We start from the raw sequence: 26,320 nt of genomic DNA, 5'->3' as shown, positions 1-26,320 counted from the left end.
ATGGATCCGGAAATATCAGTAGTAATACCTGTCTATAATGAAGAAGAATCGCTGCCTCGTTTGTTTGCCGAGTTGTACCCTGTAATGGAAGACATTAAACGAAGCTACGAAATAATTTTTGTTAATGACGGTAGTCATGATAAATCGTTTGCTATGCTATATGATTTTCAGAAACAACATCCTCATAATGTAAGATTTATTGATTTTAATGGCAACTTTGGTCAGCATATGGCTATAATGGCGGCTTTTTCTAAAGTGCGTGGTCAATTTATAATTACACTGGATGCTGATTTGCAAAATCCTCCTGAAGAAATCCCTAAGCTTATAAAACAAATGGATGATGGACATGATGTTGTTGGGACTCGTCGGAAGAATCGTCATGATCCACTTTTTCGTAAGGTTGCATCAAAGGCAGTTAATAATATTACCAATAGGATAACTGGACTGCATATTAATGATTATGGCTGTATGCTTAGGGGATATAACCGCAGAATAGTTGATATAATTGCGCATAGTGGTGAATCAACGACTTTCATTCCGGCATTGGGACAAAAGTATGCGGTTAATCCGATAGAAATATTTGTGGCTCATCGTGAACGGGAATATGGTACATCCAAGTATAGTATTTTTCGACTTATTCGGCTTAATTTTGATCTTATGACGAGTTTTTCATTGTCACCGCTTCAATGGGTGACAATGAGCGGTATAGGAATATCAGCGTTAAGTTTTTTATTGGTTGCGTATATATTGATTCGTCGTTTTATTATTGGGTCTGAAGCACAGGGATTATTTACTTTAATGGCAATACAATTTTTCCTGACAGGTATATCAATTATGAGTCTGGGGATAATCGGTGAATACATAGGACGTATTTATAAACAAATTCAAAAGCGGCCGCGGTTTGTGATAAAAAAGATATGGGAAGAGGAAAATAATGATAAGCAAGCAGACTGAGAGTCGACCTTCCATAGCTTTGTTTGCCTACAGTCAGCCAGGATTTGCCTGTCTGTCTGAATTGATAAAAATCGGTGCCAATGTTTCAGCAGTGTTTACCCATATTGACGCTGATGATGAGGAAATATGGTTTGATTCGGTATATGATTTGGCAAAAAAAAATAACATTCCAGTCTATCGTTCTAAAAAAATAGATGAATCTGCGCGAAAGTTTTTTTATCAAGCGGCGCCTGATATAATTTTATCGGCATATTATCGTGCCATGATACCTGATGAATTTTTAAGTGTCCCAAGATTGGGGGCTTATAATTTACATGGTTCACTTTTACCCAGGTACAGAGGGCGTGCTTGCATTAATTGGGCGGTACTGAAAGGTGAAACGCGCACAGGAGTTACTTTGCATGTTATGACGGAAAAGGCTGACAGGGGTGATATTGTCGCTCAGAAAGCTTTTGATATAAAGATGACTGATACTGCACATGATGTTTTTTTAAAGACAAGTCTGGCAGTTAAAAAGATAATTAAAGAATACCTGCCTTTAATCGAAGCTGCTAAAGCACCACGTTTCAGACAGGATGAATCGCAGGCGACAAAGTTTGGCCGGCGGCATCCTGCTGACGGTATTATTGACTGGAATGACAGTGCTGCTGCTGTTTATAACTTGATTCGATCGGTAACACATCCATTTCCTGGAGCGTTTACTTTTTATAGGCAGCAGAAACTTTTTATTTGGTGGGCAGTCCCTCTAACAGAGGATTTTTCTGATCAATTGGCGGTTCCTTTACCAAAAAATTTACAGAATTATTCAGCAGGTACTATTGTCAGGTCGAAAGAGCATGTTATTGTAAAATGCGGTCAGGATTCTTTATTGCTGCATACTATCGCTTGGGCTGGAGAAGCTGATAATATTCCAACTGATAAAACATTTATTGATGTTTTCAAAACTGGCAATCGGTTTGATTGTGAAAATTAACTTTAAGGAGAGAATACTTTATGAAAATTTTTATTACGGGGATAAATGGCTTTATCGGAACACACTTATTGCGTGCTATATTGGCTAAAACGGATTGGTGTGTTCAAGGGTTTGACCTGCGCGACAGTAATCTTGCTGAATTTAAAGATAATCCGCGGTTTTCTATGAAAACCGGAGATATTTTTGCTGAAAATGAGTGGCTGGAACAGGCTGTAAAAGATAATGATGTTATATTACCTCTTGCTGGGATTGCTCGTCCGGCTTATTATATAACACATCCGTTGTGGACATTTGAACTTGATTTTGAACAAAACTTAAAAATTGTCCGTAACTGTGCCAAATATCATAAACGTGTTATCTTTCCATCTACTTCTGAAGTTTATGGTATGCCGACGGAAAACAGTAGGGTGATGATTGAGGATGAAAGTACCTTGACCTTAGGTCCAATTAAAAAATCCCGCTGGATATATAGTTGCAGCAAGCAAATGATGGACCGGGTCATTTTTGCATTTGGGCAGGAAAAAGATTTGCCGTTTTCCATTTTTCGTCCATTTAACTGGGTGGGACCGGGACTGGATACATTCAAAGATGCTGCAGAACATAAAGCTCGCTCGATAACGCAATTTATTTATGATGTGTTGTATACCGGTGAAATAAATCTTGTTGGCGGTGGTGCGCAAAAACGTTCTTTTATCTGGGTAGGTGATGGGGTAGACGGACTCATAACGATAATTAAGAATGAAAACGGCAAGGCTGACGGAGAAATATTCAATATCGGCAATCCGGCAAATCATTATTCAATAAAGGAACTGGCATTGATGATTGTTGAAGAAATGAAAGCTTATCCAGAATTTGCCCAGGCAGCACAGAAAGTTAAAATGAATGAAGTACCGGCAGCAAAATATTATGGGAAAAATTATGATGATATGCAAGATCGCTTGCCATCAGTGAAAAAGATAAAAGATATATTGGGATGGGAACCTAAGACTACTTTGCGTGAGGCAATTAAATTAACACTCGATTGGCATGCGTCTCATTTGGAAAAGGTATAGTTAAATGGCTAGAAAAATTGCGATAAAAATAGATGTTGATACCAAGCGCGGTTATACGCAAGGTGTGCCTAATATGCTTGATGTGTTTCAAAAACATGGGGTGAAAGCATCATTCTTTTTTTCAATGGGACCTGATAATTCCGGCAAGGCTATACGGAGAATCTTCCGTAAAGGGTTTTTAACTAAAATGCTTCGTACTAAGGCACCTTCTACTTATGGATTAAAAACTATATTGTACGGAACACTGTTGCCGGCGCCGCTTATCGTGGAACCAAATCCGGCACCGTTACTGCGTGCAATGGAGGAGGAACATGATTGCGGTATTCATTGCTGGGATCATGTTTATTGGCAGGATAAATTATCTCATTTGCCGGAAGCAAAGATTCGGGAACATCTGACAAAGGCATGCAATTTATTTGAAAAGGTAACGCATCAAAAACCGCACTTTTGTGGTGCTCCAGGTTGGCAGGTAACCGCTGACAGCCTTAAAGTGCAGCAGGAGTTTGGGTTTGATTTTTGTTCTGATGTACGTGGATACTATCCTTTTTATCCGGTTATGGATGGAAGGGAATTTTCACCATTGCAGATTCCTGGCACACTTTTGACAATGGATGAAGTGTTGGGAATCATGGGAGTGACAGAGGAAAATATTGTTGACTATTGGTTGAAAAATTGTGATAAACAATGGAATGTCTTTACTATTCATGCTGAAATGGAAGGTTTATCCAAATTATCAATACTTGATGATTTTATCACTAAGGCAAAGCAGCAGAAATTCGAATTTGTTCTTTTAAAAGAAGGTAAAAAAGTACCGCAGATAAGAAAATGTCGTGTATATGCAGGGACTTTACCAGGCCGTGCCGGAACTTTGGCAAGGCAAAGTGATCCGATCGAATAGTCTTTTTTAATGTATAAAGCAATGAGTCTCAAATTTGTGGTACAGTATGGTTAACAAAAAACAGTCGGGATATACTCATAAACTTTAGAGTATGTCCTGACTGTTTTTTGTTAATAGTTACGATAAAATTTCTTGATTTCGCGATTGACAGCGGAGTAGTTTGTACAAATATTTTTATAGTTGATCGGGGGTCGATCAATAACAACTGCAAAAATGCCGGCTTTTATTGCTGCCGTAAGTTTGGTATCGGATCCACCCAATTTGCCGCTGTTCTTCATCACGACAACCTGAGCACCGGTCTGTTCATACATAGCTTTGTTGAGTCCTATAGAAAAAGGACCTTGCATAGCAATTATATGCTTAGGAAGGATGCCGACAGCCATACATGCTTGTATGGATTCCACTACAGGTAAAATTCGTGCGGTAAGTATTTGGTTTTTATTGTTAAGCAAAGCAGTAAATTCCGATAAGTGGCGGCTGCCGGTTGTCAAAAAAACGTTATTGCCAAGTTCAAAGGCTTTTTGGGCAGCTTCTGCAAAAGATGCTGTTGTATACAATTTGTCATAAATCGGTAATGCTATGGTGGGGCGTTCATAGCGGATATAATGAATTTTTAACTGTGCACATACATTCATAGCTGTTTGGGAAATATTTACAGCATATGGATGACTGGCATCGATAAATATATCTGCAGTTATATCTTTTAATTTTTTTTGCAGTTCCGTTTCATCAAGAGCTTGTTCAATTACTGTGAGGTGGGAATGGTGCCGCAGGAGAATCTTTCCGTAATCACTGACCACGGAAGCGGTAACAGTATGACCTTCGTGTAATAATTGTTCAATTATCTGCCTAGCGTCTTGTGTTCCGGCGGCGACAAAAATCATAATTTATAGCCTCGTGGTGTTATCATTAGATTATTTTTTACATAAGTATGACTATTGCCGATGATAACCAGTGAAAACATATCTATTTCTTCTTTGGTAAAGTTGTCTAAATTGGATATAGTTACACTTTCGTTGTCACGGGTCGCACAGCGTACGATACCGACGGGTGTATCGGCAGATTTGTATTTAAGCAGTATATCGCGAATTTCTTCAATATGTTGAACCCGTTTGCGACTTTTAGGGTTGTACAGGGCAATGACAAAGTCACCCTGTGCGGCATATGCGGCCCTTTTTTTTATAAGCGCCCAAGGAGTGAGCAAGTCACTTAAACTTATTACAGCAAAGTCATGCATAAGCGGTGCGCCAAGGATGGCAGCTGCGGCATTTACAGCACTTATTCCCGGGATGATATCAACCTGAGGACGGTTTTCAGCGGGCAGCTGGAATAAAAGTTCCAGCACAAGTCCGGCCATACCGTAAACTCCTGAATCACCACTGGAAACAACGGCCACATTTTTACCTTTTACCGCTTCATCCAAAGCCATTTGGCAGCGATCTACTTCCTGCATCATACCCGTGCCAATGATATTTTTGTCCTTTAATAAAGGACTTATAAGTTTTATGTATGTATTGTAACCGGCAATTGTGTCGGCTGTTTCAATACTTTTTCGGGCGCGCGGAGTCATATCATCCAAACTTCCTGGTCCGATACCAATAACTGTTATTTTTCCCATGCTAATGCCACCGTCACTTTCTCAAATTTTGTTTTAGTCAGTACCAGTTTTTTACAGCTGCTGCCGGCAAGAGCAGCGGCTTCGCAAACATTGCCGATACCTATCTGCTGTTTTACAAATGGGGATTGTGATAATTTATAATCCAAAATAGTCTGCTGCAGGACAGTATTAGGCCAAAATTTGACAGGAACGGTATATTTGGCTGCAGTCTGCAGGATTCCTGTTTCATTTGCCTTGATGCAGGCACTGCTGATAAGAGTGATATCATTGATAGAATAATTTATTATTGCACAGGCTTTTTTCAAACATTGTTCGATATGTTTTTGAGAAACACCGCGGCGACAGCCAATACCGGCAATTAATCGATGCTTGATGAAGTATAAAATAGCGGCATCAGTTTGTTCATAAGTGTCGGTTATCATGATAGCTGGTTTGTTTATTATATTGGCAGTTACTTTATTGATCGACCGGGCGTCAATCGATAAATCACGCAGCTTGTCTACACATTGTGAGGCATCAGGCAGCGAATCATCCACATAATAATAAATTGGCCGGCCCTGCAGCAAGGCAGTATTAAATAGCTTGATTTTTGATACTGGCTTGACACTATAGCCAAGCTGGCGAGCTATAATATCCGGAGCAATCAGGCCATTTACATCGGTTGCTGTTGTTATTACCGGAACAGCATTGATGATACCGGCAAATTTTTTTGTTAATTCATTGGCACCGCCCAAATGACCTGATAGAAGACTGACTGCAAAATGGCCCTGCTCATCTATAACAATTATGGCCGGGTCCTTATCCTTCTTGACAATATATGGTGCAATCATGCGCACAGCAATACCGATGGCGCAGAAAAAGACTATTGCATCACAGTATGGAAAGAGATGCTTGACCAGCAAGGACATTTTTTCATAAATGACTGTAGATGTATTTTCCGGACAACGGTCTTTTTTGCCATAAATCGTAATAGCGTCATCAACTGCGGCAGCTAATTTTTCTGCCAAAGATACTCCGTTAGGAGTAATTGTAATAATTGCACATCTCATAATGGATCAATCATCCTTTTTGTCCGTGCCCTGTCGGTACATATGGGTGAATTCAGGAGCATATAATCGTGATAAAGCATATTGGGAATCAAGACAGTGACCGACAACAATCATTGCGGTGCGATTTATTTTTTCCCGATTGACTTTTTCGACAATATTATTTAGCTGTCCGCGGATAATTTTTTGCTCCGGCCAGGAAGCTTTTTGGACTATGGCAATGGGGGTTTCAGGAGTATAGCCGCCGGATATCAGCTCTTTTACAACTTCGTCGAGCATATGGATACTTAAAAAAATACACATTGTTGCTTTATGTGTGGCCAGTGATTTCAAATTTTCCTGTTCGGGGACAGGAGTGCGGCCGGCGTTTCTGGTGATAATGACGGTTTGGGATATTTCAGGTAGTGTATATTCCTGCTTTAGTGCCGCGGCAGCGGCCAAAAATGAACTTACGCCAGGAATTATTTCAAAGTCGATATTTGCTTTACGGAGAGCATCCATCTGTTCTTGTATTGCGCCATAGATAGCAGGATCACCGGTATGTAGGCGGACTACCCTTAAATTTTTGTCTACAGACTGTTTGATGGTGGTTATTACTTCATCTAATGTCATCGAGGCACTGTTATATATTTTGCAATTTGACGGGGCATAGTTTAAAAGCGCCGGATTGACAAGTGAGCCGGCATAAATTATTACATCAGCTTTTTGCAATAAATGCTGTCCTTTTACTGTTATAAGTTCCGGATCACCGGGACCGGCACCAATAATATAGACTGTGTTCATTATTATAATCGCTCCTTAAATGTGGAAATAGAATTTATTTCAGCAGGGTAATTTTATAATCATGCTCTTTATATACTAATATGCATTTAATTATAACAAAATTGTTTTGACCGGGCAATTTATGCCGCGTATTGACTTTTATACAATAGTATTTGAAAATGAATTGGACTTTAGCAAGGTTTTTAGGTACAATAGATTAGAAAAATAAGCAGGAGGTAGCTAAATGGTTGTTTCTGTCGAACTGGTGCCGCGTAATGAGCAGACATTGCGCGGGGAACTGCAGCAATTGAAAAATAATAAATTTCCTATTGATTTAATAAATGTGCCTGAACTTTTGCGATTTGATATTCATGCGTGGGAAGGAGCGGCTATAGCACAAGAATATGGTTTTGCTGTTATGCCGCATATTCGCTCGCTGGATATAGATTTGGATGAGAAACTGCCTATGCGTGACTATATTGAGCAAAAAAACATGCAGAAGGTCTTGGTTATAACAGGTGATCCACCGCAGGATATGGGGCACAAAGTTTATCCGACAGTGAGCACAGATGTAATTAGAAAGTTTCGTGAAGAAATGTCTGATGTCAAAATTTATGCTGGTATTGACCAGTATCGCTCAAGTATGAGAGAAGAACTTTACCATGTACGGCGGAAAAATCAGGCAGGTGCTGCTGGTTTTTTTACACAGCCTTTTTTTGATTTGCGTTATTTGGAAATGTATGCGGAACAACTAGCAGATAAAGAAGTATACTGGGGAATATCACCGGTTTTATCTGAACGATCGGTAAGCTATTGGGAAATAAAAAATAATGTTATATTCCCCAATGATTTTGAACCAACTATGAGATGGAATATTGATTTTGCTCGTAAGGTGTATAGATTTGTTGAAAATATTGGTGGCAATATTTATATTATGCCGATAAAGGCTAATTTAATCGAATATATGCAAGGAATATTTGCTTAAATTAACAAATAATATGAGTTATTATATAGATTATATTTTTTCATTTTATGGTAAATTATGCTATTATAATAACTATAAATAAGATAATATTTATAATACAATATTAGGTGTGTTGATGCGGTGAATCAGATAGTTTACCGCAGATATTTGTTTAGAGGAGTTAATTATAATGTATAAGATTTTGAAGAAAGTCTTGCTTTCCCCCAGTGTTTGGCTGTATGACATTGAAGCACCACGCATTGCTAAAAAAGCTGAGCCGGGACAATTTTTGATAGTCCGCACTGATGAGGAAGGTGAACGTATCCCATTAACTATTGCTGATTTTGATCGACAAAAGGGATATGTATCAATAGTGTTTCAGGAAATTGGTGCAGGTACAGAACTTCTGGGTAAACTGAATGAAGGTGATTATATTCTTGATGTAGTGGCTCCACTTGGCAAGAAAACTCACATCGAACCCGGTATGGGAACTGTGGTGTGCATTGGCGGCGGCATAGGTGTGGCGCCAATTTATCCTATAGCCAGAGGAATGCATCAAGCTGGTAATAAGGTTATATCAATAATGGGAGCCAAGAATAAAGATATTCTTATATTAGAAAAAGAAATGCGGGCTGTAAGTGATGAAGTATTGATCACTACGGATGATGGTTCATGTGGTATTAAGGGATTCGTGACGACAGCTTTGCAGCAGATTATTGATCGTAGTGAAAAAATTGATGAGGTAATAGCAATTGGTCCTGTCGTAATGATGCGAAGTGTGGTTGAAGCAACACGGCCTTATAAGATAAAAACTGTAGTAAGTCTCAACCCTATTATGGTTGATGGGACAGGTATGTGCGGTGGCTGTCGTGTTCAAGTTGGTGATGAAATAAAATTTGCCTGTGTGGATGGGCCGGAATTTGATGGGCATTTAGTTGATTTTAAAGGGCTGATGTCGCGTCAGCGTATGTATAAGGATGCAGAAAAAGAGGAAACTAATCATGTTTGTAAATTAAGCAAAATCAAGGGGGCTATTTAAGCATGGCTTTACGAATGATGAAATATGCAATGCCGGAACAAGATCCGAAGGTTCGTGCCCACAATTTTGATGAAGTTGCCTTGGGATATGATGAAGAAACAGCTATTGCAGAAGCCAGCCGATGTCTGACATGTCCAAATCCTCGTTGTATAAAAGGGTGTCCGGTGCAAGTCGATATACCGGGATTTATTGCGAAGATGAAAACCGGTGATTTTGCAGAAGCTATAAAAGTAATTAAAAAATCTAATGCCCTGCCTGCGGTTTGCGGACGTGTATGTCCGCAGGAACATCAGTGTGAAAAGTATTGTGTTATGGGTATTAAGGGTGAACCGGTAGGAATTGGACGTTTGGAAAGATTTGCCGCTGATTATGATTTGGCATCGGGAAATGAAACTAAACCAATAGAATATGCGGCAGATGCTTCAAAAGTTGCTGTTGTAGGATCCGGGCCGGCAGGATTGTCAGCAGCCGGCGAATTAGCCAGACGGGGTTATAAAGTTACTATATTTGAAGCCTTACACAAAGCAGGCGGTGTTTTATCATATGGCATACCGGAATTTCGTCTGCCGAAGGAAAAAGTTGTGCAGGTAGAAATAGAAAATTTAAAAAAATTAGGTGTTAAAATAGCGCTTAATACTGTAATAGGCAAATTATATACAATAGATGAATTAATTGATGAAGAAGGATTTGGGGCTGTATTTGTGGCAACAGGAGCAGGATTGCCAAGCTTTATGCATATTCCGGGAGAAAATCTGAATGGGGTATATTCAGCCAATGAATTTTTAACACGCTGCAATCTGATGAAGGCGTATAGGTTTCCAACATATCAAACACCGATAAAAGCAGGTAAGGTGGTCGCGGTAGTTGGCGGCGGCAATGTTGCTATGGACGCAGCCCGTACTTCACTCCGTTTAGGGGCGGAACAGGTATATATAGTATACCGCCGTAGTGAGAAAGAACTGCCGGCGCGTTTGGAAGAAATTCAGCATGCCAAGGCTGAGGGGATAGACTTTAAATTACTGGTCAATCCTGTCGAAGTTATTGGGGACGATAGTGGTAATGTCAAACAACTTCGCTGTATAAAAATGCAGTTGGGAGAACCAGATGCCTCGGGTCGGCGGCGGCCTGTTCCTATAGAAAATTCAGAGTTTAATATAGATGTGGATACGGTCATAATAGCCATCGGGCAGGGTCCTAATCCTTTGGTTCAGTCAACTACGCCGGATATGCAGACGAACAAACGCGGCAATATAATGGCCGATGATAGTACCGGTAAAACAACAAAACCGGGAGTGTTTGCCGGCGGGGATATTGTGACCGGGGCAGCAACGGTTATTTTGGCCATGGGCGCCGGTAAAAAAGCTGCGGAAGCCATAGACAAATATCTGAAAAATAAAAAACATTGATAAATATAAATAAAACTGGAGTTTTGATATGAAAAATCGGCACAGTGGCAGCCGCTGAGAATTCATTGCAGTTTGTGCCGGTCTCAACTGTCAGATTCAAAATAAGGGAAGTGGTTTTTATATGATGAATTTTGTGGCCATTGATTTTGAAACTGCCAACAGCGAAAGAAACAGCGCCTGCAGTATAGCAGTAGTTGATATTCGGTCAGGAAGGATGGTGGATGCGTATTCGACCCTGCTCAAACCGCCGGTAATGAATTTTGATCCTGGTAACGTTGCAATAAATGGAATAACAGCTGATATGGTTCAGGATGCACCAATCTTTTCTGAGGTTTTTCCGAAACTGCGCAGTATGTTGGAAAATCGTATGGTCATAGCGCATAATGCTATGTTTGATATGGGTGTTATGCGTTCATCCATCTGGCAGTATCATTTGCCTAAAATAAAATTTGATACATGCTGTACTGTGCAAATATCAAGAAAAGTCTGGCCGGAGCTGACAAATCATAAATTGAACACAATGGGTGAATTTTTTAAGATAAAATTCAAACATCACGATGCATTGGATGATGCCAAGGTATGCGCTAAAATTCCTTTAGTGGCCGGAAGAACTGTTGATGCACCGGACTTTTACTCGCTGATAGATAAAATTGGAGTCAAAGCACGTCCTTTTAAATGTTAAAAATTAATTGTTTGAATAAAACGCTGCTGTCGTAAAAGACAGCAGCGTTTTTATGTCGTACAGAAATTATTGCTATTAGAAAAATGTAATGTTTCAAAAAAAAATTATACAGAAGCACATTTATCCAGCAGATTGATTTTATTTTTACAAAAATGGATAAGCTTTTCGTCTTGCATTTTAGATAATTCAGCAGACATTGCACTGCGATTGACCGAAAGAAAATCGGCTAATTCCTGTCGGGAAAAAGGAATAATGAATTCGCTGCTGCCGGCAAGCAGTGCTTGTTCGGAAAAATAAGATAAAAGCTTTGCCCGAGTGGTCCGCTTGGTAATATGATTTATTTTGCAAGTAAGCATATAAGCTTTTTTAGCTAAAATAGACAATAAGTTATGAATGAGCTGAGAATGGTAGATACAATTGGATGAGCAAAGTGTTGTTATTCGCTGCACATTCATAAATAAGATTGTTGTTTTTTCGGCGGCAACAGCACTTATATTAGTGGACAGCAGGGGTTCACAGGCATATACTTCGCCAAATAATTCACCTTTGGTTATCATTGTAAGTAGACTGCGATTTCCCCAGTAATCTTCCCTTTCAAGACGCAGACTGCCGGATAATACCAAGCCCATATTGGTAATATTTTCGTTGGCGTGGAATATGGCTTCAGACTTTTCACAGTCAGTGATGGTACTGCCCAGGCAGGTCAGCATGGAATAAATTTCTTTTTGGGAAGAGCCGATGAAAAGCGGTGAGCTTTTTATAACTTCGATAAAATTTTCTGGTATTTTATCAAAGCTTTTAACGTTATTGTTGAAGGAAAAAAAAGTTTTCATGAAATTCACCTTTTGTTATATTTACAACCGATTATTTTATTATATTATAATAAAATAAGTACGTAAAGATAGTTATAAACATATTTTTGTATTGAAAGAGGAGCAGTTATGATACGAAAAATAATAAAAATAGATAAAGAAAAGTGTAATGGCTGTGGTATATGTGTAAATGCGTGTCATGAAGGTGCTATAGGTTTGGTGGATGGCAAGGCTCAATTGATGTATGAACATTATTGTGACGGACTGGGAGATTGTCTGCCAGCTTGTCCTATGAATGCCATATCATTTGAAAAACGGGAGGCACCGATGTACGACAAAGAAGCGGCAAAACAGGCTCAAGCAGAAAAAAGAAAAGCTGCAGGAGCGTTTGTTTGTCCCGGATCTATGGCAAAATCCTTAAAACATGATACCGATAAGTCGGAAAGTTTCGCTGTGAATAGTGGCAGTCAGTTAACACAGTGGCCGGTGCAGATAAAACTTGTACCGACTAATGCGCCATATTTTGATAATGCCAATTTGCTGATCGCAGCTGATTGTACGGCTTATGCTTATGGAAAATTTCATGATAGATTTATTCATAATCATATAACACTTATTGGCTGTCCTAAGCTTGATGAAGGGGATTACACAGAAAAACTCACTGCTATTATAAAGGATAATAATATAAAAAGCCTCACTATAGTACGTATGGAAGTTCCCTGTTGTGGCGGGATAGAGAACGCTGCCCGGAATGCTTTGCAGCAAAGTGGAAAATTTATCCCATGGCAGGTATATATTATTTCAACTGATGGCAATATATTAGAATAAATATTAATTATTAAACAGGAGGAATTACGATGAAGAAAGAAATGTTTTGTTTTCAATGCGAACAAACGGCAGGTTGCACAGGGTGCATGGGTAAAGCCGGAGTGTGTGGCAAACCGGCTTCGACAGCGAGATTGCAGGACAGATTAACCGGGGAATTGATCAGGCTGGCTCGGGCAATGGGTGGACAAAAAACTGATATGGCCACAAATAAATTGATGCTGGGGGCTTTTTTTACAACTGTTACGAATGTTAATTTTGATGATAAAACAGTCGGTGAATATGTTGAAAAAGTCAGTGCAGCAACTGATAGGATAGCTGAAAAATCTGGCAGACAGGTTGATGCCTACGATATGAATAGCATATGGGAAAATAATGATGAAGATATACGTTCACTGAAAGCACTGATATTATTCGGAATGCGTGGGATGGCATCATATGCTTATCATGCTTTCACATTGGGTTATACGGATGAAACAGTGCTGGATTTTTTCTATAAGGGATTGTTTGCATTGGGAGAAAATAAGGATATGAATTATCTTTTGCCGATGGTCATGGAGGTTGGCAAAGTAAATTTAAAATGCATGGAATTGCTTGATAAAGCAAATACACAGACTTATGGAATACCGGAGCCCACTAAAGTCAGCATGACAATTGAAAGAGGTCCGTTCATAGTTGTAACCGGGCATGATTTGAAAGATCTGGAATTATTGCTCAAGCAGACTGAAGGCAGGGGTATTAATATATATACACATGGTGAAATGCTGCCGTGTCATGCTTATCCTAAATTGAAAGCTTATAAACATTTAAAAGGTAATTTTGGAACAGCATGGCAAAATCAGCGTAATGAATTTGATAATATACCGGCACCAATATTATTTACGACAAATTGCTTGATGCCGCCAAAAGATAGTTATAAAGACCGTGTATTCACTACTGAAGTAGTAGAATTTCCAGAAATCGTCCATATTGGGGAAGATAAAGATTTTACACCGGTCATAAATAAGGCATTACAGCTGGGTGGTTATGATGAAGACCATAAAATGACAGGAATAAATGGTGGATCTGTAGTAATGACCGGATTCGGTCATGGTGCGGTTCTGTCAGCTGCCGGTGAAATAGTTAAGGCAGTAAAAAACGGAGCTGTGAAACATTTCTTCCTGGTTGGAGGCTGTGACGGAGCAAAACCGGGGCGTAATTATTATACTGACTTCGTAAAACAAACACCGGCTGATACACTTATTTTGACGCTGGCCTGTGGAAAATATCGTTTTAATGATCTTGACCTTGGCAAAATTGGTGACTTTCCACGCATTATGGACGTGGGACAATGTAATGATGCCTACGGTGCCATCAAAATTGCTACTGCCTTAGCAGATGCTTTTAAATGTGGGGTAAATGATTTGCCATTAACTTTGGTATTGTCGTGGTATGAACAAAAGGCCGTATGTATTTTGTTGACATTATTATCACTTGGTATAAAAAATATTTATCTTGGGCCAACTTTACCGGCATTTATATCAAAAAATGTATTGGATTATCTTGTAGAACATTTCAATATTACACCAATAAGCACACCGGAAGCGGATTTGAAAAAAATATTGGGATAATTATTCTGCTTGTATGAAGTTTGTTGGAAATCAGAAAAGAAAGCAGGAATATTAATTGCAAAAATGGCTTATTGTTTATTCGAGCAATACAGGTAATACTGAGCAGATAGCCAAAGCGATGTTTCAGGTATTGGGCAGTGAAGCAGCTGACATTTATTCAATAAAAGAAGCACCGGCTGTTGAACAGCTGCCACAATATGATATTATTGCAGTGGGATACTGGCTGACACGCGGTGCACCGGATAAAGCAGTTCAACAATGGCTGCATAATTTGTCTGGTAAACGGGTCGTGTTATTTCAGACACACGGCACGGATAAATATAGTGAACATAGTGTTACAGCATTCGCCAGAGCAGCAAGCTGTCTGGGGGATAATTGCGAAGTGCTGGGAACTTTTGGGTGTCAGGGCAGAATAAATCCTGTACTTTTAAATAAACGGTTAACATTGTCTGCAGATGATCCACATGCACCGACGGAACGCAATAAAAAACGCTGGGTGATGGCTGCACAGCATCCTGATACAACAGATTTGGCAGAAGCACGACAGTTTATTGCAGCTATACAAAGAAAGTTAATTTTACGGGAAAAATATCAAAATACACAGCAATAAATCAAAAATGGCGGTAAAAACCGTTTTACAGATAAAATTTAATTGACTATATGTAAAAAACCACGTATAATAGTTAGCGATGCGGAAGTGGCGGAATTGGCAGACGCGCTGGACTTAGGATCCAGTTCCTCGTGAGTGCAGGTTCAAGTCCTGTCTTCCGCACCAGATACTAAAAAATAAAGCACTTTGGGATTTTATCCTGAAGTGCTGTTTTGTTATGGCAGAATATAAAATAACCATAGAGCTGTTTTATATAAAAGCAAATCTATGGCCATCTTACTAACTATATATTATTACTTCAATTCACACCTATAAAAGTGACAGGAATATATTAACAAAAATATATAATTCTGTAAAGTAAAAAATATTTGACTATATATTGTTGTATGATATTATATATAATATATTCAATAAAATATAATTAGTATTAAAAATATGATTATAATTTGATTAAAAAGGGAAAAATAATGGAATACAAACAGGCAGATGAATTATTAGCCCATAAGGAAATTATTAAAAATAAAGAATATAGACAATATCTGAAAAATCATTTGTATAATACGGCTGTGTATGCTAAAAAAATAGGCAGTAATATTGGTTTGAAATATATGGGCACATTAATTGGTATTTTGCATGATGCTGGCAAGGCTTCTTACTCGTGGCAGCAGTATATAAATAGAAGTATATCAACGGCAGGAGACCATTCCACTGTAGGTGGGTATTATATACAACATTTTTTATATCCTGAAATAAAGAAGGATATTTCCTTAATTGAAGCGAAAAAATATTCTTTATATAATGAATTTTTAATTTACCCTATTTTGGCACACCATGGTTTATATGATGTGATAAAAAATGAAAATTCTCAGCATAAATATTGGACACATGTGAGAATGGAAAATACTGGAAAAAGTATTTTGCAACATCCAGAGTTAAAAGAATTTTTCCCAATACTGAATGAATGGAGCAAGCAATGGTTTGAGCAGTCTCTGCTTGATATATATATAAAGGGATATAAAGAGTTTTTATTGTGGCAGACGAAGATGCAGGAAATTGCGTCAAAAAGTGCAGGTAAGCCCACTGACAAAATGACTGCGTATGATTTTTACTGCGGTACGGCAGTACGATTATTATTATCTATTTTGAAAGAAGCAGATATTTATGATTCAATGAACTGGTGTATGGATAAAAAACAGCATATTTACGATCAGGATGAGACTTTGACAGCTTGGCATGAGATGAATGATAAAATTGAAAATAAATACAAAGAATATCATAACAGTAATAAAAATGACGGAAAAATAAATAGCATTCGCACTGCATTAGCAGATGAGGCTTTCAATGCGGCTGAGGATACCCCTATCGGCTGCTATACATTACCCATGCCTGTTGGCGCAGGAAAAACTATGACAGCTTTGCGTTACGCCCTCCGACACAGTATGATTTTTAAAAATAAGCGTATTTTGTATGTTACAGCTTTTTTGGCGGTATTAGAACAAAATGCCGATGAGATTGAAAAAGTTATCGGAACGGAACATGTTTTTGAACACCACAGTAACGTCATTATTGAAAATGAAATATCAATGGATTGCTATGATAATTTTAAAATAAATCAAAATAATGAGAATGAATATGACAAAAGAAATTATCTCAAGGAAAGCTGGGAAGAACCATTTATAGTCACAACACTTGTTCAGCTGAGTAATACGCTGTTTAAAGGACAATCAGCCTGCCTGCGACGTTTTTCTAAGTTGATTGACACCGTTATTATTATTGATGAAATACAATCTTTGCCAGTCAGGACGATTTATTTGTTTAATCTGATGATGAATTTTCTCACGCATTTCATGGGAGTGACGATTATCCACTGTACAGCTACGCTTCCTTCACTAGGGGATGCAAATGCGTTGATTTACCCCTGTCTATATGGGATGAGGGAAAAATCGAGATATATCAGAGGCTGCATTGTACCGGCATCACTTACACAAAATGAAGTATTTTCACGAGTGAAATTTTATTCATTAATGGGCAGCAGATTTGAGACAGTTACAAATACAAAACGATTGATTGACTATCTGGGGCAGCAGCTGCAGACGGAAAAGAGTATATTAGTTATTGTCAATACCCGTGCAGCAGTCAAGACTATATATAATGCTGTGCAGGAATATTTACAATGTCATGAACAATTGGGAGGTGAATGTTATTATTTGACCACTAATTTGTGTGCAGTGCACCGTTTGAAAAGAATTAATAAAATCAAATTACAATTAAATAAAATCCGAAATGGTCAGATGAATACGCCATTAATTTGTATAAGCACTAGGTTGATAGAAGCTGGCATTAATATAGATTTTGATGTTGTTTATCGTTCGCTTACGAGTATTGACAGTGTATTGCAGGCAGCCGGCCGCTGTAATCGGGAGGGGAAAAGACAATTTAAGGGAAAAGTATTTGTGTTTTTATATCAAGCTGAAAAAACAGATAAGATCACTACATTTCGGTTGGAACAGGAGGCAGCCAAGGAAACACTGCGCTGTATTTATCCTGATGCTGCTGACGATATATGTGAGATTGATATGCAGCAGTGTTTGGATATGTATTACGCACATCTTTATACTAAAAATAAAGATGTGCTAAATTATCCGATAAGACAAAAAAATGATACAATAATGAATTGGCTCACAACCAACAATGTTATGGCAGCCAAATATAATAGGGATAATTCGTTGGACAAACATATACCTGGTGGTGTAAAAACTAATTTTAAACTGCGGCAAAGTTTTAAAATGGCTGCTCAAAATTTTGAACTTATTGATAATAAACAAAAAACAGTAATTGTTCAATATGAAAATAATGACCTTATCAATGAATTACTTGATTCTATAGAAGATGACTGGGAAGATGTAAAAATAATATTGCAAAAATTACAGCGCTACACGGTCAATATTTACAATCTGCAAAAATATGAGAATTATATTCAACCTGTAGAAAAGGAAGGATATTTATTGTGTTATTTGTTGGACAAAAATGCTTATGATGAAGAATTCGGTTTAATAAAAGGTGAAATGAATGATTGGATATATTGATCAATTCGCAATTTAAACAGGAGGATGATGCAGATGTTTCAATCTGACTCTTTTTTCATGAAAATAGAAGGGCCGTATGCTTTATTTACTGATCCTATGAGCAAGGGCAATGGAGAGAAGTTTACTTATCAAGTACCCACTGTACAAGCATTGCTGGGAATAATAGAAGCCTGTTATTGGAAACCAACAATAAAATATGTTGTTGAAGAGGTTAAAATATTACATCCTATTCGAACGGAAACTAAAAATATATTGCTGCCAATGATGAATGGTAACAAAGATTTGAGCCACTATACATATTTAAAAGATGTTGCATATGCCGTAAAATTCCGTTTTGAGTGGGCGGAAAATCGTCCTGATTTGTTGCAGGATCGTGATGAAAAGAAGCATGAACAGATATTGCTGCGTTCTATGCAAAGAGGCGGCAGACATGATATATTTTTGGGAACCCGGGAGTGTATAGGTTCGATCGACAGGCTGCATAGGCAGGAGTATGATGAATTAAAAACAGCATTTACCGGACAAGTATCCTTTGGTATCATGTTCCACTCTTTTTCATATTCGGAGCAGATAGACAGGAAATCATTGCGAGGAGTCCTCTATTCACAATTTACACCAATAACGATGAGTAATGGCATCATATCGTTCATCAAACCGGAAGAGTGCAGTATTCGTCATGAATTGCATGATTATAAGGTAAAAGAATTCCATAAAAATATGTATACGGCAGTTGACAAGGTTTGGGAAGATTATGAAACGGAGGAATAAGAAAAAATGAATTTCTTACAAGCAATGCTGCGGACGTATAATAAAGCATTGGAACAGGGCATTGTTGATGCCGGAAATGACTCTATGAAACCATCGATTTTACCACTGTATCATTCTAATAGAAGAAGTAGCACTGGAGAAGATATAGTGGAGTTGACTGTTGATGATATGGGCTGTTTTTTACATGGCAGATTTTTAAATAAAAATGAATTTACGAATTTTCCCATATCGGAAAATTCTTTAGTCCGTACATCAAAACCTTTTCCGCATCCATTATGTGATGAATTATCATATTTGGCTGAATTTGATTCAGTTAAAGCAGCTAAAAAAGATGAAACAGACAGACATGAATTATATTTGCAGGAATTGGAGAAATTAAAGAAATATGCAGACAAAAGTTTTAATAATGATTTTTTAGCTATTTACAGGTACATTAATAATAATACTATAAAAAAAGATGTTGTTGAAACAATAAAAAAAGGGAGAAATGGCGTAGAATATGAATTATGCTACGGAGAATTAAAATGGAAGGAACTGGTCAATAAAAAAGAAAAACAAAAAAAAATGAATTTAGAAAAATTGTTTATTACATTTGCAGTTGAACATGCCAGAGGTATTAAAACTATTTCTCAAAATAAGCAGTTTCATCAATTTTATATAAATTATGTGCAGCAGCAAAATATATCGAAAAAACAGGAACAATGTGATGTTACTGGGGAACATATGTATTGTATAATCCGTCACCGTGGTGTAATTGGAAATGCTAAATTAATTGGAATAAGCAATCATGTAGAAAATTACATTGGCAGTCAATTTAAAGAGGGTGGACAGATTTTTCACATTGGCTATGAAACTTCGCAAAAAGTCCATAATATGTTGAAATATTTGTTGGATAATGGAAACTATAACTATTATTTGGGTGGCGGTGCATACGTTGTTTCATGGATGACAGATATTTTATCTTGCGGGGGAGCACCATTGTTGTCCAGCGGGCAGAGTAATAGTGCAGTTGAAGAATCATTTGAGCCTGATTTTGGTGAGGAGATCGATGCCAGACCTGATAAAGCTGTCTTAGAGGAAGTAAACATGGGAATGTCGCGAAGCCATGGTATTGTGCAATATTTTGCCGGAATTAAAGATATTCCTAAATTGGATAATGATAACCGTTTTTGTGTACTTATTTTAGAAAAAGTGAATAATGGAAGATTAGCCGTAAAATATTTTCGGTCATTTGCCTGCTCGGATATACAACAACGAGCTGAGAATTGGTACAACAGCACACAATGGCCCAAATGGTCTGCACAGAGTAAGAAAATGTTTTTGGATGCTCCGTCAATAAATAGGGTAGTAAATTTCTTATGCGGTGCGGAAAATGACAAAGGTATTCTTACCTGCTCCAAGCAAACAGATAAATTGCGGCAAAATACTTTGGAAAGATTGTTGTTGTGTATTCTTGAAGGGAAAATTCTACCGGAGGACATGAAAAGCAGGGCATTCTATAAACTGCAAAATAGAAATTCGTTTAAAAAGCAGTGGCGGCAGGCTCTGACACTGGGCTGTGTAATTATAAAAAAATATAATTGGGATCGAAGCAGGCAGATTCTGAATGAAAAAGGAGAGATAATTCCGATGGATAATAGAAGCTTCGCTTATGGCAGACTTTTGGCTGTGTATGATAAATTGGAAAATGATGCCATGGCAGTAAAAAATCAACTGACGGAAGATAAAAAAGCGAGTGATACACGGGTAACCAATGCGGCACGATTCTGGTCGGCTATGATTCATCGTCCCTTAAAAACAGCGGCCATATTGGAAAGTCGTACTAAATATTACCAAAATGCTTTAGCTAAAAATAGGACTACTACTGGTCTTAAAATATACTATGACAAAATACGGCAGGATATTTATAATGAGATTGCAAAATTTGAAACTGATGAAATAGTGCGGCAACGGCCTGCTAACGAGGATTTTGTCCTGGGGTATTATTACCAGCAGCAGTTATTATATAAAAAGAAAAGCGAACAATAAATATTTTATAAACATTATGTTAAATGAAAATATACATTTTATGAGGAGACGGTAAAGATGAATAGTTTAATGAAAAAAATTGATTTTGTGTTATTCGTTTCTGTGAATAATGCCAATCCTAATGGAGATCCGTTATTGGGAAATATGCCACGAACCGATTATGAAGGATACGGGGAAATTTCCGATGTTTGCATTAAGCGTAAGATTCGTAATCGTTTACAGGACATGGGAAACGAAATTTTTGTTCAATCTAATGCTCGAATCACGGATGATAAGGGGTCATTGGAAGAAAGATTCAATACAGTTTTTGATAAAAATCAGAAAGATGACTTGGTGGCAGCTGATGCCTGTGAGAAATGGATTGATGTGCGAAGTTTCGGACAAGTCATGACTTTTCAAAACCGTTCATTGGGTATTCGTGGCCCTGTTTCGATAAGTTTGGCTAAAAGTTTAAATCCGATCGATATTATTACGATGCAGATCACGCGCAGTACAAATGGAATGGATTCTGAAAAAGGGAAACGTTCCAGTGATACGATGGGCGTAAAACATTTTGTCGGTTTTGGAGTGTATAAGCTTACGGGTAGTATGAATTGTTATTTTGCTAAAAAAACAGGTTTTTCTGATGAAGATGCCAAGAAAATAAAACAAGCACTTTTGACATTATTTGAAAATGATATGTCGGCAGCTCGTCCAGAGGGCAGTATGGCTGTGGAAAGATTATATTGGTTTGTTCATCCTAATGAATTGGGGATTGCATCATCTGCTAAAATTCAGCATTTGGTGACAGTTTCTAGTCCCACGGAAGATATTGCTACATCTTTTGCTGATTATAATATCGAATTGGCAAAAGATCAGACGGTTTCTTATAAGGGAAAAGGATTAGAAATAGAAATTATAGATGGTGAATAATGAACAAATTAGTAAAACGGGATGAAACAGAATATTTGCAAATTGCGGGTATTCAGCACTTTGTTTTTTGCCGGCGGCAATGGGCATTAATTCATATTGAACAGCAGTGGAGTGAAAATTTTTTTACATTAGACGGAACATTGAAACATGAAAAAGTTGATGAGGGTCCTGTAACAGAAAAATTGGGAAATAAGAGAGTTTTGCGTTCTTTGCATGTAATATCGCACAATCTGCAAATACAAGGAATATGTGATGTAGTGGAATTGATTGAAGATAGTAAAGGAGAATATTTTAGTAAGTATAATAGTAATTTTAAAATAATTCCTGTTGAATACAAACGTGGCAAAGCTAAAGAAATAAAAAGTGATATTTTGCAATTGGCAGCTCAAACTATGTGTTTAGAGGAAATGCTGGGTGTCACTATTACAAAAGGAGCAATTTTTTATTTTGCGACCAGGCATCGAGAAACTGTTACGATGACAAAGGAACTCTATGATGAAGTAAAAGAAACAGTGGATGAAATGAATAACTATTATCAACGTATGTATACTCCTAAAGTAAAAAAAACTTTGCATTGCCGTTCGTGCTCACTTGCAGATATATGTTTACCGGAAATGAAAAAGACTGAATCAGCGAAATTATATGTGGAAAAGAGATTGAATGAATGAAACAATTGCTTAATACGCTGTATATCACTAAACCTGATGTATATTTAGCAACGCAAGGAGAGAATATAGTCATTCGACAGGCAGATAGTATAGTAGCGCGTTGTCCTTTTCATAATTTGCAGGATATTGTACTATTTTCCTATTTGGGGATGAGTCCCAAATTGTTGGAACGTTGCGTAAAATATGGTATAGGGATAGCCTATTTGTCACCCAATGGCCGATTAATTGCAAGAATGCAGGGGAAAAGTAAGGGTAATATATTGTTGCGCCGAATACAATATCGTGTAGCTGATAATGAAGATGCGTCACTTGCAATTGTTAAAAATATAATATTGGCAAAAATTTATAATGAGAAATGGACTTTAGAACGGTACATAAGGCAATATAAGCAAAGAATAGATACAATAAATCTTGAAAATGTTTCGCATAATATGTCGGAAATGATGACAAAGGTCAGAAATGCTGAGTCTGTAGATATGTTACGCGGTTTTGAGGGCAGCGCACAAGTTATATATTTTTCTTGTTTTGATGACATGATTTTAAATCAAAAAAAAGATTTTGAATTTGGGATCAGATCGCGAAGGCCGCCGCTTAATCGCGTTAATGCTGTACTGTCATTTTTGTATGCTGTTTTATCTAATGATATTGCCAGCTGTTTAGAAACTGTTGGTTTAGATGCATATGCTGGTTTTATGCATACTGACAGACCGGGCAGAGTGTCACTGGCACTTGATTTAGTCGAGGAATTCCGTGCTGCGATAGTAGATAGGCTTGTGTTGTCTCTGGTTAATAAAAGGATAATAGCAGCAGGAGATTTTGAAAGTGAAACTAATGGGTCAGTCTTGTTAAATGATGATGGGCGACGGAAAGTCATATCAAAATGGCAGGAAAGGAAAAAGGAAGAAATTACTCATCCATATTTGAATGAAAAAATGCCTTGGGGGTTAGTTCCTTTTGTTCAGGCAAATTTATTAGCAAGATATTTAAGAAATGATATAGATGCATATCCACCATTTTTTTGGAAATGACATGTCTATTAAAAAAATAAAAAGGAATTAGTTATGTATATACTTGTGTCATATGATATTAATACTATAGATTCTGATGGTAAACGGCGTCTCAGAAAAGCAGCAAAAATTTGTCTGAATTATGGACAGCGTGTTCAAAATTCTGTATTTGAATGTAAAGTGGATGAAGGACAATATCTTTTGTTAAAACATCAGCTATATGAGATAATAAATGAAACCGTTGATAATTTAAGATTTTATCGATTAGGGAAAAATTATAAAAAAAATATTGAAAGCATGGGGTTGAATAAAGCTTTTGATATTGAGGGTTCACTTATTTTATAGTGCGAGTAGGAAGTACTGGATAATTTCTCCTGCTTTCGCACTATAAATAGGATAATTTGCCAATAATAGGTATAATAAATTTGGTTATTTTGTATAAAAATTTTTAAAGTACTATATTTGCTATATGTGATATTAAAAAATACTATATGTAGCGGTCGCTCTCCGCATGGAGAGCGTGAATTGAAGCCACGCAATGATAACGATTTTGTGATCGCACAGACAGTCGCTCTCCGCATGGAGAGCGTGAATTGAAGCCGCTCACAAGGCAGGAGTTAAACAAGATTCACAAGTCGCTCTCCGCATGGAGAGCGTGAATTGAAGCTGCACTGCGTCTGGATCATCTGAGCTTATGCCACGTCGCTCTCCGCATGGAGAGCGTGAATTGAAGCATAATAAGCATTAGCAGCATCTATATCCTGCTGCAGTCGCTCTCCGCATGGAGAGCGTGAATTGAAGCACTGATATAGGCGTTGAGGAATCCAAAGTACTAAAGTCGCTCTCCGCATGGAGAGCGTGAATTGAAGCATTTTGCGCCCAATACAAAAGGATTTTTATTTTGGGTCGCTCTCCGCATGGAGAGCGTGAATTGAAGCGGGTATAGGCGGTATCGATCTTGCGGCATCATGGGGTCGCTCTCCGCATGGAGAGCGTGAATTGAAGCCGCTCACAAGGCAGGAGTTAAATAAGATTCATAAAGTCGCTCTCCGCATGGAGAGCGTGAATTGAAGCCATTCAACAGCTGCTTGCTTTTATCCAACAGGCAGTCGCTCTCCGCATGGAGAGCGTGAATTGAAGCAACCTCTGTTAGTAACGGTGAGTCCTCAATATCAGGTCGCTCTCCGCATGGAGAGCGTGAATTGAAGCCCAGACGATATTTGCCTGGTCCTGTTTTGTTGCCGTCGCTCTCCGCATGGAGAGCGTGAATTGAAGCTCTGACACTTTTACCGGCAAACCCATTACTGCCTAGTCGCTCTCCGCATGGAGAGCGTGAATTGAAGCGATGATCGCTTTATAGTCTGTCTTTATGCCGTATGTCGCTCTCCGCATGGAGAGCGTGAATTGAAGCCCAAATGTGTGCATAGGATAAGCGGACGTTCTGTAGTCGCTCTCCGCATGGAGAGCGTGAATTGAAGCCTGTAATAATTGAGAAAAATTAACATTATTTTCTTGTCGCTCTCCGCATGGAGAGCGTGAATTGAAGCACCTCGGTTGTTTCGATGGTCTCGACGGTACTCGGTCGCTCTCCGCATGGAGAGCGTGAATTGAAGCAGCTACTACTAAAAAATGCCGCTGCGATAGAGCTGTCGCTCTCCGCATGGAGAGCGTGAATTGAAGCATGAGTGATAAGACAGCCCACGCTTTTAGTTACCGTCGCTCTCCGCATGGAGAGCGTGAATTGAAGCATTTTTTAATTCCATATCCCGATAATCTGCTTCACGTCGCTCTCCGCATGGAGAGCGTGAATTGAAGCCTCTATATATGCATGCTGTTGTCGTGGGATACATTGTCGCTCTCCGCATGGAGAGCGTGAATTGAAGCATTTTCAATATCATCATGGACTTCTGTGTACTCAGTCGCTCTCCGCATGGAGAGCGTGAATTGAAGCGGCTGCATCGTGCTGAGTGTCAAAAGGTGTTATAGTCGCTCTCCGCATGGAGAGCGTGAATTGAAGCTCGATGGGGACAGTGGAAGCATGATAACTGATAGTGTCGCTCTCCGCATGGAGAGCGTGAATTGAAGCATTTGCATCTTTAAAAGGGAGTTTAGCTACTTTAGTCGCTCTCCGCATGGAGAGCGTGAATTGAAGCATCACTAAGGTCTTGAGGGCGCTCAAAGGTTTTCGTCGCTCTCCGCATGGAGAGCGTGAATTGAAGCCTGATTTCACAAATCCGGTAATAGCTGCGAGGGCGTCGCTCTCCGCATGGAGAGCGTGAATTGAAGCCTGCAAAAACATGTAATTCGTAGTGAATTTACAAAGTCGCTCTCCGCATGGAGAGCGTGAATTGAAGCTCTTAAGGAAACGACAAAGATTAACTTTATACCCGGTCGCTCTCCGCATGGAGAGCGTGAATTGAAGCAGTTATCTGAATTTGTATCTGTTTCATACGTTCAGGTCGCTCTCCGCATGGAGAGCGTGAATTGAAGCTACTGTATATTTGGCATTGCCCAATGCATAACCAGTCGCTCTCCGCATGGAGAGCGTGAATTGAAGCTGGCATTTATGGCTGTACTGGCATGTTGTTAAGGGGTCGCTC

23 protein-coding genes, 1 tRNA gene and 1 CRISPR repeat array (1 of these 25 running past the window's edge) are annotated in these 26,320 nt (G+C 38.4%); of the genes, 19 read left to right on the top strand and 5 right to left on the bottom strand.

Annotated features, from left to right (window positions below; all coding sequences use genetic code 11):
• From F8M42_RS11095 to F8M42_RS11080, 4 genes are read left to right on the top strand one after another with little or no spacing between them, the layout of a single operon-like run.
• Nucleotides 1-954: a glycosyltransferase gene (locus F8M42_RS11095; RefSeq protein WP_182186720.1), complete on the top strand. Its 954-nt coding sequence runs from the start codon at nt 1-3 to the stop codon at nt 952-954.
• The gene (locus F8M42_RS11090; RefSeq protein ID WP_182186719.1) at nt 935-1,927 is read left to right on the top strand and encodes a formyltransferase; all 993 of its coding nucleotides are present in this window, start codon (nt 935-937) and stop codon (nt 1,925-1,927) included. Before F8M42_RS11095 ends, F8M42_RS11090 begins: the two co-directional genes overlap by 20 nt.
• Nucleotides 1,928-1,947: 20 nt before the next feature.
• Entirely contained in the window at nt 1,948-2,979 is a 1,032-nt protein-coding gene (locus F8M42_RS11085) for a bifunctional UDP-4-keto-pentose/UDP-xylose synthase (RefSeq protein ID WP_182186718.1), read from the top strand.
• Nucleotides 2,980-2,983: 4 nt separating this feature from the next.
• Nucleotides 2,984-3,877 carry a polysaccharide deacetylase family protein gene (locus tag F8M42_RS11080; RefSeq protein WP_182186717.1) on the top strand — a complete coding sequence of 298 codons (894 nt, stop codon included), beginning with the start codon at nt 2,984-2,986 and terminating at the stop codon, nt 3,875-3,877.
• Nucleotides 3,878-3,987: 110 nt separating this feature from the next.
• Here the strand turns inward: F8M42_RS11080 and cobK are convergent, their stop codons facing one another.
• From cobK to cobM, 4 genes are read right to left on the bottom strand one after another with little or no spacing between them, the layout of a single operon-like run.
• Nucleotides 3,988-4,761: a precorrin-6A reductase gene (gene cobK, locus F8M42_RS11075; RefSeq protein ID WP_182186716.1), complete on the bottom strand. Its 774-nt coding sequence runs from the start codon at nt 4,759-4,761 to the stop codon at nt 3,988-3,990.
• On the bottom strand, nt 4,758-5,495 hold the full coding sequence (gene cobJ, locus F8M42_RS11070) for a precorrin-3B C(17)-methyltransferase (protein WP_182186715.1): 738 nt from the start codon (nt 5,493-5,495) through the stop codon (nt 4,758-4,760). The genes cobK and cobJ overlap by 4 nt, the downstream gene beginning before the upstream one ends.
• Complete coding sequence (locus tag F8M42_RS11065; protein ID WP_182186714.1) at nt 5,483-6,544, bottom strand: cobalt-precorrin 5A hydrolase; 1,062 nt, start codon at nt 6,542-6,544, stop codon at nt 5,483-5,485. The genes cobJ and F8M42_RS11065 overlap by 13 nt, the downstream gene beginning before the upstream one ends.
• A 6-nt stretch (nt 6,545-6,550) precedes the next feature.
• Nucleotides 6,551-7,324 (bottom strand): precorrin-4 C(11)-methyltransferase, encoded by a 774-nt coding sequence (cobM, locus tag F8M42_RS11060; protein ID WP_182186713.1) that lies wholly within the window; start codon nt 7,322-7,324, stop codon nt 6,551-6,553.
• 223 nt (nt 7,325-7,547) lie between these two features.
• Here cobM and F8M42_RS11055 point away from each other — a divergent pair, with 223 nt between their 5' ends.
• From F8M42_RS11055 to F8M42_RS11040, 4 genes are all read left to right on the top strand, one after another.
• Entirely contained in the window at nt 7,548-8,288 is a 741-nt protein-coding gene (locus F8M42_RS11055; RefSeq protein WP_182186712.1) for a methylenetetrahydrofolate reductase, read from the top strand.
• A 169-nt stretch (nt 8,289-8,457) separates the two neighbouring features.
• Nucleotides 8,458-9,306, top strand: a complete 849-nt coding sequence (locus F8M42_RS11050; RefSeq protein ID WP_182186711.1) for a sulfide/dihydroorotate dehydrogenase-like FAD/NAD-binding protein — start codon at nt 8,458-8,460, stop codon at nt 9,304-9,306.
• A gap of 2 nt (nt 9,307-9,308) precedes the next feature.
• On the top strand, nt 9,309-10,712 hold the full coding sequence (gene gltA, locus F8M42_RS11045; RefSeq protein ID WP_182186710.1) for an NADPH-dependent glutamate synthase: 1,404 nt from the start codon (nt 9,309-9,311) through the stop codon (nt 10,710-10,712).
• Nucleotides 10,713-10,833: 121 nt separating this feature from the next.
• On the top strand, nt 10,834-11,394 hold the full coding sequence (locus F8M42_RS11040) for a 3'-5' exonuclease (RefSeq protein ID WP_182186709.1): 561 nt from the start codon (nt 10,834-10,836) through the stop codon (nt 11,392-11,394).
• A gap of 104 nt (nt 11,395-11,498) precedes the next feature.
• On the opposite strand, the gene F8M42_RS11035 is transcribed toward F8M42_RS11040, so the two are convergent.
• Nucleotides 11,499-12,227 carry a Crp/Fnr family transcriptional regulator gene (locus F8M42_RS11035; protein ID WP_182186708.1) on the bottom strand — a complete coding sequence of 243 codons (729 nt, stop codon included), beginning with the start codon at nt 12,225-12,227 and terminating at the stop codon, nt 11,499-11,501.
• Nucleotides 12,228-12,335: 108 nt separating this feature from the next.
• Between F8M42_RS11035 and F8M42_RS11030 the strand changes: the two genes are divergently transcribed.
• The 11 genes from F8M42_RS11030 (at nt 12,336) to cas2 (ending at nt 24,065) form a co-directional block, all read left to right on the top strand.
• Nucleotides 12,336-13,034: an ATP-binding protein gene (locus F8M42_RS11030; RefSeq protein ID WP_182186707.1), complete on the top strand. Its 699-nt coding sequence runs from the start codon at nt 12,336-12,338 to the stop codon at nt 13,032-13,034.
• A 29-nt stretch (nt 13,035-13,063) separates the two neighbouring features.
• Nucleotides 13,064-14,641, top strand: a complete 1,578-nt coding sequence (hcp, locus tag F8M42_RS11025) for a hydroxylamine reductase (RefSeq protein WP_182186706.1) — start codon at nt 13,064-13,066, stop codon at nt 14,639-14,641.
• Between the two features lie 55 nt (nt 14,642-14,696).
• A complete protein-coding gene (locus F8M42_RS11020) occupies nt 14,697-15,251 on the top strand; it encodes a flavodoxin family protein (RefSeq protein WP_182186705.1) in 555 nt (184 codons plus the stop codon).
• A gap of 81 nt (nt 15,252-15,332) precedes the next feature.
• A tRNA-Leu gene (locus F8M42_RS11015) sits at nt 15,333-15,416 on the top strand.
• Between the two features lie 302 nt (nt 15,417-15,718).
• On the top strand, nt 15,719-18,337 hold the full coding sequence (locus F8M42_RS11010; protein WP_182186704.1) for a CRISPR-associated endonuclease Cas3'': 2,619 nt from the start codon (nt 15,719-15,721) through the stop codon (nt 18,335-18,337).
• Between the two features lie 33 nt (nt 18,338-18,370).
• Nucleotides 18,371-19,105, top strand: a complete 735-nt coding sequence (cas5c, locus tag F8M42_RS11005) for a type I-C CRISPR-associated protein Cas5c (RefSeq protein ID WP_182186703.1) — start codon at nt 18,371-18,373, stop codon at nt 19,103-19,105.
• A 6-nt stretch (nt 19,106-19,111) separates the two neighbouring features.
• Nucleotides 19,112-21,133: a type I-C CRISPR-associated protein Cas8c/Csd1 gene (cas8c, locus tag F8M42_RS11000; RefSeq protein ID WP_182186702.1), complete on the top strand. Its 2,022-nt coding sequence runs from the start codon at nt 19,112-19,114 to the stop codon at nt 21,131-21,133.
• A 57-nt stretch (nt 21,134-21,190) separates the two neighbouring features.
• Entirely contained in the window at nt 21,191-22,045 is an 855-nt protein-coding gene (cas7c, locus tag F8M42_RS10995) for a type I-C CRISPR-associated protein Cas7/Csd2 (protein WP_182186701.1), read from the top strand.
• Nucleotides 22,045-22,713, top strand: a complete 669-nt coding sequence (gene cas4 / locus F8M42_RS10990; protein WP_182186700.1) for a CRISPR-associated protein Cas4 — start codon at nt 22,045-22,047, stop codon at nt 22,711-22,713. The genes cas7c and cas4 overlap by 1 nt, the downstream gene beginning before the upstream one ends.
• Nucleotides 22,710-23,741 (top strand): type I-C CRISPR-associated endonuclease Cas1c, encoded by a 1,032-nt coding sequence (cas1c, locus tag F8M42_RS10985; RefSeq protein WP_182186699.1) that lies wholly within the window; start codon nt 22,710-22,712, stop codon nt 23,739-23,741. The genes cas4 and cas1c overlap by 4 nt, the downstream gene beginning before the upstream one ends.
• Before the next feature lie 33 nt (nt 23,742-23,774).
• Nucleotides 23,775-24,065: a CRISPR-associated endonuclease Cas2 gene (gene cas2 / locus F8M42_RS10980; RefSeq protein WP_182186698.1), complete on the top strand. Its 291-nt coding sequence runs from the start codon at nt 23,775-23,777 to the stop codon at nt 24,063-24,065.
• A gap of 154 nt (nt 24,066-24,219) precedes the next feature.
• A CRISPR array of direct repeats spans nt 24,220-26,320; the repeat unit is 33 nt; unit sequence GTCGCTCTCCGCATGGAGAGCGTGAATTGAAGC; it runs 9,796 nt beyond the window's last position.

The organism is Pectinatus frisingensis, assembly GCF_014076555.1.
Classification (GTDB): domain Bacteria; phylum Bacillota; class Negativicutes; order Selenomonadales; family Selenomonadaceae; genus Pectinatus; species Pectinatus frisingensis.
This window is presented reverse-complemented; position numbering and strand designations above follow the sequence as displayed.